Genomic DNA, 12,011 nt, shown 5'->3' on the forward strand with positions numbered 1-12,011 from the left:
AGGGGCCTGAGGGCAAAGGTGGGATGACGAAATGGGTCTCTTACGCCGAAAAATCGTGCTATCGACGCACACAATTGCACATCGTGAAGTCCGTAACAAGTCACGCTACAAATTCATGCGTTGTGCAGACCTTCCCTAGATCTTGCGTTTCAAACTATCCTGAATAATCGTCCACGGCATGGTGGAATATTGGCTAATGGCGCTGGGTTTATAAAAGCCGGAGAAGTAGGCAAGGGCCTAACATCGTGCTGGTATCCACAAATACTTGCTTTGATTTGTGCCAAAACCTTAAAGGCGATTTTTTAATGACATACGACAATGCATCAGAAGTAAATGTTTTGGCAGAACATCACCAATTTGATACAAAACTAATTTCCATGAAAAACACTCATCGTGCTGCAATGACAGAGCTTGTTATTGGCCGCTCTTTGAGCTGGTTATAAATTTATGTCTCGCACACTCCAGCTCACCGAGCAACTCATCTCGCGCCCTTCGGTCACGCCTGAGGACGTGGGCTGTTTAGACATCATCACCGCACGGCTCTCGCCGCTCGGTTTTGCGTGTGAGCGCATCGACCGTGGGCCAGACACCTTTCGCGTTAGCAACTTGTGGGCGGTCAAACGCAGTGCACACGCCCACGCCAAAACACTGGTGTTTGCAGGCCATACCGATGTGGTGCCGACTGGCCCCATGAACCAATGGACCAGCGACCCCTTCACCCCCACTCACCGTGACGGCAAACTGTTTGGCCGTGGTGCCAGCGACATGAAAGCGTCGTTGGCGGCGATGGTGGTGGCGTGTGAAGAGTTTGCGCAAACCTGCAAAGACCCATCCATCAACATCGCCTTCTTGCTCACCAGCGACGAAGAAGGCCCGGCCTTAGACGGCACAGTCAAAGTGTGCGAAGCCCTCACAGCCCGTGGCGAAAAGCTGGACTGGTGCATCGTGGGAGAGCCCACCTCGGTAGAGCGCACCGGCGACATGATCAAAAACGGCCGACGCGGCACGATGAGCGGCAAGCTCACCGTCAAAGGCGTGCAAGGCCACATTGCCTACCCGCAACTCGCCAAGAATCCCATTCACTTGTTCACCCCCGCATTGACAGAATTGGTAGCGATTGAATGGGACAAAGGCAACGACTTTTTCCCGCCCACCAGCTGGCAAGTCAGCAACATCTATGCTGGCACGGGCGCGAGCAATGTGATTCCAGGTGAATGCGTGGTGGATTTCAACTTCCGCTTCTGCACCGAATCCACGCCTGAAGGCCTGCAACAACTTCTCACCACAGTGCTGCAAAAACACGACTTGGACTTCGACCTCCAATGGACAGTGGGCGGCCTGCCCTTTCTCACCACGCCTGGCGATTTGGTGGGCGCGGTGCAACGCGCCATCCGTGACGAAGTGGGTTTCGAGACCGAACTCTCCACCACTGGTGGCACCAGCGATGGGCGCTTCATTGCGCAAGTCTGCCCTCAAGTCATTGAGCTGGGCCCACCCAATGCCACCATCCACAAAATCAACGAGTGTGTGGCCGTAGCTGATTTGGATCCTCTGAAAAACATTTATCGCCGTGTTTTAGAAAACTTGCAGTCGCAACACGCATAGCAATAACTGCCAGCAATCAATCTTGCACCCTTTGTACGCGCAAGCCATGCGCAAAGACATGCATTCTTCATCCTCATGAATCTCCCCCATCTCGTTGCCCAATCCGCGCAACAACTCACCCAAGCCCAAGTCGCCTTCGGCCACGGCACCACCAACGCCGCAGACGAAGCGGCTTGGTTGGTGTTGTGGAAGCTGGGTTTGCCACTCGACACCGATGTGTCGGACGAAGCTCACAGCATCGAACTGCCCGCCGCACAAGTGGCCAGTGTGCAAGCCTTCATTGAGCGCCGCATTGCCAGCCGCAAGCCTGCGGCTTACCTCACGCAAGAGGCGTGGTTGCAAGGTGTGTCGTTCTACATCGACGAACGTGCCATCGTCCCGCGCTCTCTCATTGCCGAGGTGTTGGCCGAAGGCAGCATTGACCCTTGGCTCGACCCCAACACCACGCGCGTGCTCGACCTGTGCACGGGCAACGGCAGCCTTGGCATCTTGGCGGCACTCGCTTTTCCCGGCATCACCGTGCTTGGGCTTGACTTGTCCAAAGATGCTTTGGCAGTGGCCCAGATCAACATCGAACGCCACGGCCTTGAAGGCCGCATGACATTGGCCGAATCGGATGGTTTGAATCACGCCGATGGTGTGTTTGACCTCATCTTGTGCAACCCGCCTTATGTGAATGCACACAGCATGTCTGAACTTCCCGCCGAATTCAAAGCCGAGCCCGCGCTCGCTTTGGCCAGTGGTGACGACGGCATGGACTTTATTCGTCAAATGCTGCGCGACGCCCCAGCACACATGAGCGAGCATGCGGTTTTGGTTTTAGAAATTGGCCATGAACGCGATTACTTTGAAACAGCCTTTCCTTTCCTAGATGTCGTTTGGCTCTCGACCAGTGCTGGTGACGACCAGGTCTTACTCCTCACACGCCAGGCGATTGTCGAAGGCGCAAATACCCAATGATCACGATTAAAAATGTCACCTTGCGCCGCAGTGCCAAGGTGTTGCTCGAAGGCGCCACCGTTACCTTGAACCCCAGTGAAAAAGTAGGCTTGGTGGGTCGCAACGGCGCAGGTAAATCATCGCTGTTTGCTTTGCTCAATGGCAACTTGCAAGAAGACTCGGGCGAATTCTACATCCCCACCCAATGGCGCATGGGCCAAGTGGCCCAAGACATGCCCGAGACCGAGCAAAGCGCGACCGAGTTTGTGATTGAAGGCGACACCGTACTCAACGACGCACGCGCCGAAGTGGCTGCCGCGGAGGCGACCGAAGACGGCGAGCGTTTGGGCAACGCCTACATGGCGCTGTACGACGCGGGCGAGCACGATGCGCAGTCACGCGCACAAGCACTCATCTTGGGTCTGGGCTTTAAAACCACCGAGCTCGACAACCCTGTGAACAGCTTCTCGGGCGGTTGGCGCATGCGTTTGCAATTGGCGCGTGCGCTGATGTGCCCGTCTGATTTGCTGCTGCTGGACGAACCCACCAACCACTTGGACTTGGACGCTTTGGTGTGGCTGGAAGCATGGCTCAAGCGCTATGAAGGCACCATGGTCGTCATCAGCCATGACCGTGAATTTTTGGATGCCGTCACCAACGTCACCCTGCACATCGACGCGGGCAAGCTGGTGCGCTACGGCGGCAACTACAGCAAGTTTGAAGACATGCGCGCCGAACAAATGGAGCTGCAACAAAACGCGTTTGCCAAACAGCAAGACAAGATTGCGCATTTGCAAAAGTTCATTGCACGCTTCAAGGCCAAGGCCAGCAAAGCCAAGCAAGCGCAAAGCCGTGTTAAGGCTTTGGACCGCATGGAAAAAATTGCGCCGTTGTTGGCCGATGCAGACTTCAGCTTCGAATTCAAAGAACCCGCCAACTTACCCAACCCCATGCTGAGCATGCAAGGCGTGAGCGTGGGCTACCCCGCCCCTGCCGATGCACCTGCGGGCACCCCACCCACCGTCATCGTGCAAAACGTCAGCCGCTCGGTGTTGGCGGGTCAACGCATTGGCATCTTGGGTGCCAACGGCCAAGGCAAATCAACGCTGGTGAAAACCATTGCGCGTGATTTGCAAGCCATTGGTGGCGACATGACCGAAGGCAAGGGCCTCAACATCGGCTACTTTGCGCAACAAGAACTTGACGTGTTGCACCCCGCCGACAATCCGCTGCAGCACATGATTGACCTGTGCAAAAAACTCACCGCCGACGGCAAGCTCGCAGGCCAAGCCACACGTGAGCAAGACTTGCGCAGCTTCTTGGGCCAGTTCAACTTTGGTGGCGACATGGTCAAGCAAGCCGTGGGCAGCATGAGCGGTGGCGAAAAAGCCCGCTTGGTGCTGTGCATGCTGGTGTGGCAACGCCCCAACCTCTTGCTGATGGACGAGCCCACCAACCACTTGGACCTCGCCACCCGCGAAGCCCTGAGCATGGCGCTGAACGAATTTGAAGGCACCGTGATGCTGGTCAGCCATGACCGTGCCTTGCTGCGTGCCGTGTGTGACGAGTTCTGGATGGTGTCACGTGGCGGCGTCGATCCCTTCGACGGTGACTTGGACGACTACCAACGCTACCTGCTGGACGAAGGCAAACGCTTGCGTGCCGAAGCTGTGGCTGCTGCGAATGCAGCGGCGCTCAAGCCTGCTGCTGCGGCAACTGTGGCAGCAGTGGTGGAACCTGTTGTGCAAGCGTCGGCGGCCGTGGTGAAAGCGACTGCGCCTATTGCCTCTCGCGACCAACGCAAAGAAGACGCGCAGCTGCGCAAAGACATCAACGAGAAGAAACGCCCGTTGAAAAAAGAGTTTGATGGCGTCGAGAAATCCATGGCCACGCTGGAGTCTGAAAAGACAGCCCTGCACGACAAGCTCGCCACGCCCTTGCCTCCTGCTGATATTGCCGAAGCAGGCAAACGCCTCAAGGCAGTGGACGATGAACTGGCTGCGTTAGAGCTGCGCTGGCTAGAGCTGACCGAAGCCATAGATGCCATTGAAAGCACGATGGCTTAAATCAATTAAGTGCAGCACTCACTGAGCTGCGCGTTGCATTAAGTGATGGCTGGAAATGAACCTTTGCTCTTCGGGTGACTTAAGGGCCTCAATAAGCAAATCGCCAAAGAGACGCCCCCTTGCAGGCATAAGTCGAGAAGCTGTTACTAAATGCAGATCAACCGTCAAAAGTATCGCGCGCGCGACTGATGCTCTCCCTCACAAACTGGGGAGTTTGTAGTCTTTGAGTTGCTCGCGCAACTTGGTCTTGAGCATCTTTCCTGTAGCCCCTAATGGGATGCTGTCGACAAACACCACGTCATCTGGAGTTTGCCATTTGACTGTCTTCCCTTCGTAAAACGCGAGCAGCTCTTCGCGGGTGACTTGCACGTCTGGCTTTTTAACCACCGCCACGATCGGGCGCTCGTCCCACTTGGGATGCTTCACGCCAATACAAGCGGCCATCAACACAGCGTGGTGTGCCATAGTGATGTTTTCAATATCGATGGAGCTGATCCATTCACCACCCGACTTGATCACGTCTTTGCTGCGGTCGGTGATTTGCATGTAGCCATCGGGGTCGATGGTGGCCACGTCGCCCGTGGGGAACCAACTCAGCCCCTTGGCATCTTTCACCAAAGGACTCCCGCCCTCACCCTTGTAGTAATCGGACACCACCCAAGGGCCGCGAACCAGCAAGTCGCCGTAGGCCTTGCCGTCGTGGGGTTGCTCATGGCCTGCGTCATCCACGATCTTCATGTCGATGCCAAAAATCGCGCGACCTTGCTTCAAGCGAATCTTCATTTGCTCTTCAGCAGGCAATTGCAGGTGTTTGTTCTTCAGCGTACACAAGGTGCCCAGTGGGCTCAGCTCGGTCATGCCCCAAGCATGCAAAACGTCAACGCCATAGTCGTCACGGAAGGCGTCAATCATGGCGGGTGGACAAGCGGAACCACCAATGACGGTGCGGTTGAGTGTCGAGAACTTCAAGTTCGCCAACTTCATGTGGGTCAACAACATTTGCCACACGGTAGGAACACCTGCCGCGTACGTCACGCTCTCACCTTCAATCAATTCATAAATCGACTGGCCGTCCATGCCCGAACCTGGGAACACCAACTTGGCACCGGTCAGTGCGGCGCTGTATGGAATGCCCCAAGCGTTGACGTGGAACATGGGCACCACGGGCAAGATCGCATCACGGGCCGAAATACCCATCACGTCTGGCAGCGCCGCGGCATAGGCATGCATGATGGTGGAACGGTGGCTGTACAGAGCAGCCTTTGGATTGCCAGTGGTCCCACTGGTGTAACACATACTTGAAGCAGTGTTTTCATCGAACTCGGGCCATTCATAGGTCTTGCTCTGAGGGGCGATCCATGCTTCATAGCTCATCAAACCAGGAATGCCTGTATCGGCGGGTAAGCGATCGGCATCACACAATGCGACCCAATGCTTGACGGTGCTGCACTTGCTGTGCACGGCTTGGATGATGGGCAAGAAGGTCATGTCAAAGCACAGGATTTGATCTTCCGCGTGGTTGGCAATCCAAGCAATTTGATCTGGATGCAAACGGGGGTTGATGGTGTGCAACACACGACCGCTACCGCTGACGCCAAAGTAAAGCTCCAAATGGCGATAACCGTTCCACGCCAATGTCGCCACACGGTCGCCGAAGCCGAGCTTGAGCCCATCCAAGGCGTTGGCCACCTGGCGTGAACGTTGCGCCACACCCGACCAGTTGTAGTGGTGAATGTCACCTTCGACACGTCGAGAGACCACTTCGCCATCACCATGGTGGCGATCGGAAAATTCGATCAACGACGAAATCAACAGTGGTTGGTTTTGCATCAAGCCCAGCATTTTTTATCCCCTGATTTGTATTTCCGCACGGTCGTGCTATTTACTGTCAATTTATTGTGCCAGTACTTTTTGGCGTTTTCGCGAAGCCCTCTTAAAAACAGGCCTATGGATTTCCCGAGACAATCTTTTGCATGACCTTTGCACAAGCTCCCACCACGCAACCATCGCTTCAACTGCCATGGCAAGAAGGCTTTGCGCAACTAGGCAGGTCGTTTTACTCACCTTGCTTGCCCACACCTTTGCCCGCCCCGCATTGGGTGGGACGCAACGAAACATTCGCTCAGACCTTGGGCCTGCCCGATCAATTTTGGGACCACCCAGAAGTCCTGCAAGCGCTGACGGGCAACTTGGTGTTGGCGGGCAGTGCCCCACGTGCCAGCGTGTACAGCGGCCATCAGTTTGGGGTGTGGGCGGGTCAGCTGGGTGATGGCCGTGCGCTGAGCTTGGGCGAAATTCAAACCAACACTGGACATCAAGAAATCCAACTCAAAGGCGCAGGCCCCACCCCCTATTCACGGCAAGGGGATGGACGCGCCGTGCTGCGCTCAAGCATTCGTGAGTTTTTGGCCAGCGAAGCCATGCATGGCTTGGACATTCCAAGCACGCGGGCTTTGTGCGTGACAGGATCACCCGGTCGCGTGCGGCGCGAAGAGTTTGAAACCGCAGCGGTTGTGACCCGCGTCGCCCCAAGCTTTGTGCGCTTCGGCCACTTTGAACACTTTGCCTCTCAGGGCCAAATTGACGAACTGCGGGCACTGGTTGACCACGTGATCGCGCATCACATGCCGCATTTGCAAACGCTTGAGGGCGCACCTCGTTATGCGGCATTGCTGCAAGAAGTCACGCAGCGCACGGCGCAACTCATGGCGCAATGGCAAACGGTCGGTTTTTGTCACGGAGTGATGAACACCGACAACATGAGCGTGTTGGGACTGACCTTGGACTATGGCCCGTTTCAATTTCTTGACGGCTTTGATCCAGGTCATGTTTGCAACCACTCAGACCATCAAGGCCGTTATGCGTACGCCAGACAACCGCAAGTGGCTTACTGGAATTTGTTCTGCTTGGGCCAGGCATTAATGCCTTTGATCGATGAACAAGCGCCTGCGTTCGAGGCTTTGGAAACTTATAAAACTGCGTTCCCAGAAGCCCTCGATCAAGGCATGCGCGCCAAACTTGGGCTCACAGGTGTGCACGAGAAAGACCGCGAATTGGTCGAAGGCATGCTCCAGGCCATGCATAAAGATCACGTCGACTACACCGTGTTTTGGCGTCGCCTCAGCCATGCGGTGGCTGAATCAAAGCACGCACGCCATGCGTTTGAGCCTGTGCGTGATTTGTTCTTGAATCGCGAGGCCTTTGATGCGTGGTGCAGCAGCTATTTGGCACGTTTAGACAGCGCGGCAGAGGGTAATGCACAGCACCGCGAGACGGCTGGCTTGAAGATGCTCCAAGTCAACCCCAAATTTATTTTGCGCAACCACTTGGGCGAACTGGCCATTCGCCAAGCCAAGAGCGGCGACTTTGAGATGGTGGGCGATTTGTTAACCGTGCTGCATGCCCCATGTGACGAACATCCCCAATTCGAAAGCTGGGCAGGGCTTGCGCCAGAATGGGCCGCATCCATTGAAATCAGTTGTTCCTCATGAAAATTCAAAAAACCGATGACCAGTGGCGTGAGCTGCTGCAGACCAAACACACCGAGCCCGTGGCCTTTGATGTCACGCGCAAAGCCGCCACTGAACGCCCGTTCACAGGCAAGTACGAAAACCATTGGGAAAGCGGCAGCTACCACTGCATTTGCTGCGATGCCAAACTGTTTGAAGCCAACACCAAATTTGACGCAGGCTGTGGCTGGCCTAGCTTTCACACCGCGGCCAGCGAAGAAGCTATCACCGAGCACCGCGACACCAGCCACGGCATGGTGCGTGTCGAAACGGTGTGCAGCCAATGCGGTGCACATTTAGGCCATGTGTTCAACGATGGCCCTGCGCCCACAGGCTTGCGCTACTGCATGAACTCGGCCTCGTTAGACTTCGTACCAAACAAATAAACCCGCCATCCATGAAACTCCTGCTCGACCTCTTTCCCATCATCTTATTTTTTGTCACCTTCAAAGCCTGGGGCATCATGGCCGCCACGGCGGTCGCGATTGCTGCGACCTTGGCGCAAATTGGCTATCTGCGCTACAAAAAAGGATTTGTCGAGCCCATGCAATGGGTCAGCCTGGGTGTCATCGTGGTGTTTGGTGGTGCCACCTTGCTCACCCAAAACGAGACCTTCATCAAATGGAAACCTACCGTGCTGTACTGGCTCATGGGCAGCGCCTTGTGGGTGGGGCACTATGTGTTCAAACGCAACCTTCTCAAACAACTCGTGGGCGCACAAGTGGCGTTGCCCGCGCATGCATGGCTGGCGTTGTTGCACAGTTGGGCGTGCTTCTTTGCGGTCATGGGCTGCATCAACATTTGGGTGGCGAACCACTTTGACACCGACACATGGGTGAGCTTCAAACTCTTTGGTGGCTTGGGCCTCATGCTGGTGTTTGTCGTGGCCCAAGGCATTTACATGAGCCGCTTCATCAAAGAACAGCCTGAGGACACGCTGTGAATATCACTGCACAAGCCCTGACACAGCGATTACAAGAACGCTTAAACCCAGTTTTTGTCGAAGTTTTAGATGAAAGCGCCGCCCATGCGGGCCATGTGGGGGCCAGTGACACGGGCATGGGTACCCATTTTCGGATACGCATTCAAAGCCCAATTTTTGCAAGTCAAACTCGCGTGGCGACGCATCGCCTTGTGTATGATGCGTTGCAAGAATATATAGATCAAGGCTTGCATGCCTTGGCTATCGAAGTCATAGAAACCCCCTGAGATTTGACATGAAAAAACAAATGATTTGGACTGCTGTTGCCGCAGCTGTGTTCGCCACCTTAAGCGTCAGTGCCACGGCACAAAACATCGCCATCGTGAACGGCAAGGCTGTACCAAGCAGCCGTGCAGAAGCCCTCAAGCAGCAAGTGGCTCGCTCTGGTCGCCCCATCACACCTGAGGTCGAAGGCCAAATCAAAGAAGAAGTGATCGCTCGCGAAATCTTCATGCAAGAAGCCCAAAAGCGCGGCTTAGATGCCACGGACGACTACAAAACTCAAATCGAATTGGCCCGTCAAACCATCCTCATCCGTGAGTTGTTTGCTGAATTCCAAAAGACAGCCGCGGTCACCGATGCCGATGTGCAAGCTGAATACGACAAGTTCGTGGCAGCCAATGGCGGCAAAGAGTACCGCGCACGTCACATCTTGGTCGAGACGCAAGCCCAGGCCGACGCGATCCTTGCCAGCCTGAAAAAAGGCGGTAAGTTTGAAGACATCGCCAAGAAGCAGTCCAAAGACCCAGGCTCAGGCGCTAACGGTGGCGACCTCGACTGGGCCGCACCCGGCAACTACGTCAAAGAATTCTCTGACGCCATGGTGGCTTTGAACAAAGGTCAAGTGTCTGCTCCCGTGCAAAGCCAATTTGGTTTCCATATCATCCGTTTGGACGATGTGCGTGAAGCTCAGTTGCCCAAGCTAGACGATGTGAAGCCACAAATCGCGCAACAGTTGCAACAACAACGCATGGCCGTTTTCCAACAAGAATTGCGCACCAAAGCCAAGGTCGAATAACTCACCTTTGCCCCATGCACACAGCGGTCTTCGGGCCGCTTTTGTTTGTCTAGATAATTCAAGCCATGTCCTTGCTCAACCACCAACTCGAACTGCTTGCTCCCGCGCGTGACGCCGACATTGGCATTGCCGCCATTCACCATGGCGCAGATGCGGTGTACATCGGTGCGCCTGCCTTTGGTGCGCGAGCCAGCGCCTCTAATACGCTGCAAGACATTGAACGCTTGTGCAAAGAAGCACACCGCTTCAACAGCAAAATTTTCATCACCCTCAACACCATCTTGCGTGACGACGAGCTTGAAGCTGCGCAAAAAATGGCGTGGGACGTGTACCGCGCAGGTGCCGACGTGCTGATCGTGCAGGACATGGCATTTTTGGAACTGGACTTGCCGCCCATCCAACTACACGCCAGCACACAAACCGACATCCGTACACCTGAGAAGGCGAAGTTCATGCAAGACGTGGGCTTCTCACAAATCGTGTTGGCCCGCGAGCTGACACTGCCTCAAATCAAAGCCATTCATGATGTGCTCGATGCCGAGCGCTGCAAGCTCGAATTCTTTGTTCACGGCGCTTTGTGCGTGGCCTACAGCGGCCAATGCTTCATCAGCCATGCCCATACTGGCCGCAGCGCTAACCGAGGTGACTGCAGCCAAGCCTGCCGCCTGCCCTATCACGTCACCGATGTCCAAGGTCGCTTCATTGCACACGACAAGCATGTGCTCTCGATGAAAGACAACAACCAAAGCGAGAACCTCGCTGCGTTGGTGGATGCAGGTGTGCGCAGCTTCAAAATCGAAGGCCGCTACAAGGACATGGCCTATGTGAAAAACATCACGGGCCACTACCGCGTGTTGATCGACGAACTGATCGAAGCCCGCCAATACTCGGCAGACCCCGAGCGCCCACCACTCAGCCGTGCATCGAGCGGCAACACCACGCTGTACTTCACGCCCAACCCCGAGCAAAACTTCAACCGCGAATTCACCGACTACTTTGTGCAAGGGCGCAAAGAGGACATCGGTGCGTTTGACTCACCCAAGAACCCAGGCATTGTGCTGGGCGAAGTGATGAGCACGGGCCCTAACTGGCTAGAAGTGCAGCCCTACGACAAAACTACCGTGCTACACAACGGCGATGGCCTGTGCTACTACGACCTGCAAAAAGAACTGGTCGGTGTGGCCATCAACCGCGCTGAACCCACCGCCAAAAAAATCGTGTGGCGCTTGTTCCCCAAAGACCCGGTCGAAGGCTTTCGCGATTTGCGCGCGGGCATGGTCATCAACCGCAACCGCGACATGGATTGGGTGCGTGGCCTTGAGAAAACCTCGAGTGAACGCCGCATTGGCGCATGGGTGGAGTTTGCAGAAACACCGCAAGGCTTTGCGCTCAAACTCACCGATGAGGATGGTCACACGGCCAGCGCTACCCTCGTCTGCCAGAAAGAACTTGCCAAAGACGTCGTGCGCAACGACGCGAGCCTGCGCGAACACCTGAGTAAATTTGGTGCAACGGTGTTTGAAGTTCTCAACCTACAAATCAACCTTAGCCAGGCTTGGTTTGTGCCTGCTTCGTCGCTCAACGCCTTGCGTCGGGATGCGCTAGTGGCCTTAGAGCAAGCGCGCCTTAAAGCCTACCAACGCCCACAACGCGCCGTCGCCGTTGAACCGCCCGTGAACTACCCCGAAGATTCACTCACATATCTCGCCAACGTTTACAACCAAAAAGCGCACGACTTCTATGCCAAGCACGGCGTGAAAGTCATTGAAGCGGCGTACGAGAGCCACGAAGAATTGGGCGAAGCCAGCCTGATGATCACCAAGCACTGCGTGCGCTTCAGCATGAGCCTATGCCCCAAACAAGCCAAGGGCGTCACGGGCGTACAAGGCACG

11 protein-coding genes are annotated in these 12,011 nt (G+C 55.5%); 10 read left to right on the forward strand and 1 reads right to left on the reverse strand.

Annotation, left to right across the window (positions count from 1 at the left end):
• The first annotated feature begins 305 nt into the window (after window positions 1–305).
• The 4 genes from RMS03_RS06820 to RMS03_RS06835 all read left to right on the forward strand — a co-directional run bounded on the left by RMS03_RS06820 (window position 306) and on the right by RMS03_RS06835 (window position 4,610).
• Entirely contained in the window at window positions 306–443 is a 138-nt protein-coding gene (locus RMS03_RS06820; RefSeq protein ID WP_310626333.1) for a hypothetical protein, read from the forward strand.
• Window positions 444–447: 4 nt separating this feature from the next.
• Window positions 448–1,605 (forward strand): succinyl-diaminopimelate desuccinylase, encoded by a 1,158-nt coding sequence (gene dapE, locus RMS03_RS06825; RefSeq protein WP_310626334.1) that lies wholly within the window; start codon window positions 448–450, stop codon window positions 1,603–1,605.
• A gap of 75 nt (window positions 1,606–1,680) precedes the next feature.
• Window positions 1,681–2,565 carry a 50S ribosomal protein L3 N(5)-glutamine methyltransferase gene (prmB, locus tag RMS03_RS06830; RefSeq protein ID WP_310626335.1) on the forward strand — a complete coding sequence of 295 codons (885 nt, stop codon included), beginning with the start codon at window positions 1,681–1,683 and terminating at the stop codon, window positions 2,563–2,565.
• On the forward strand, window positions 2,562–4,610 hold the full coding sequence (locus tag RMS03_RS06835) for an ATP-binding cassette domain-containing protein (protein ID WP_310626336.1): 2,049 nt from the start codon (window positions 2,562–2,564) through the stop codon (window positions 4,608–4,610). The genes prmB and RMS03_RS06835 overlap by 4 nt, the downstream gene beginning before the upstream one ends.
• A 198-nt stretch (window positions 4,611–4,808) precedes the next feature.
• On the opposite strand, the gene RMS03_RS06840 is transcribed toward RMS03_RS06835, so the two are convergent.
• Window positions 4,809–6,452, reverse strand: coding sequence for a 3-(methylthio)propionyl-CoA ligase (locus RMS03_RS06840; RefSeq protein WP_310626337.1), 1,644 nt, complete (start codon window positions 6,450–6,452; stop codon window positions 4,809–4,811).
• 131 nt (window positions 6,453–6,583) lie between these two features.
• Here RMS03_RS06840 and RMS03_RS06845 point away from each other — a divergent pair, with 131 nt between their 5' ends.
• From RMS03_RS06845 to RMS03_RS06870, 6 genes are all read left to right on the forward strand, one after another.
• Entirely contained in the window at window positions 6,584–8,101 is a 1,518-nt protein-coding gene (locus tag RMS03_RS06845; RefSeq protein WP_310626338.1) for a protein adenylyltransferase SelO family protein, read from the forward strand.
• Window positions 8,098–8,505: a peptide-methionine (R)-S-oxide reductase MsrB gene (gene msrB / locus RMS03_RS06850; protein WP_310626339.1), complete on the forward strand. Its 408-nt coding sequence runs from the start codon at window positions 8,098–8,100 to the stop codon at window positions 8,503–8,505. The genes RMS03_RS06845 and msrB overlap by 4 nt, the downstream gene beginning before the upstream one ends.
• An 11-nt stretch (window positions 8,506–8,516) precedes the next feature.
• Window positions 8,517–9,062 carry a septation protein A gene (locus RMS03_RS06855; protein ID WP_310626340.1) on the forward strand — a complete coding sequence of 182 codons (546 nt, stop codon included), beginning with the start codon at window positions 8,517–8,519 and terminating at the stop codon, window positions 9,060–9,062.
• Window positions 9,059–9,328, forward strand: coding sequence for a BolA family protein (locus tag RMS03_RS06860; RefSeq protein WP_310626341.1), 270 nt, complete (start codon window positions 9,059–9,061; stop codon window positions 9,326–9,328). Before RMS03_RS06855 ends, RMS03_RS06860 begins: the two co-directional genes overlap by 4 nt.
• Window positions 9,329–9,336: 8 nt before the next feature.
• Window positions 9,337–10,119 (forward strand): peptidylprolyl isomerase, encoded by a 783-nt coding sequence (locus tag RMS03_RS06865; protein ID WP_310626342.1) that lies wholly within the window; start codon window positions 9,337–9,339, stop codon window positions 10,117–10,119.
• Between the two features lie 65 nt (window positions 10,120–10,184).
• On the forward strand, window positions 10,185–12,011 hold a 1,827-nt coding region (locus RMS03_RS06870), incomplete at its 3' end, for a U32 family peptidase (RefSeq protein ID WP_310626343.1).

Origin of the sequence: Limnohabitans sp. (assembly GCF_031538885.1) — a bacterium.
In the GTDB taxonomy this organism is placed as follows: Bacteria; Pseudomonadota; Gammaproteobacteria; order Burkholderiales; family Burkholderiaceae_C; genus Limnohabitans.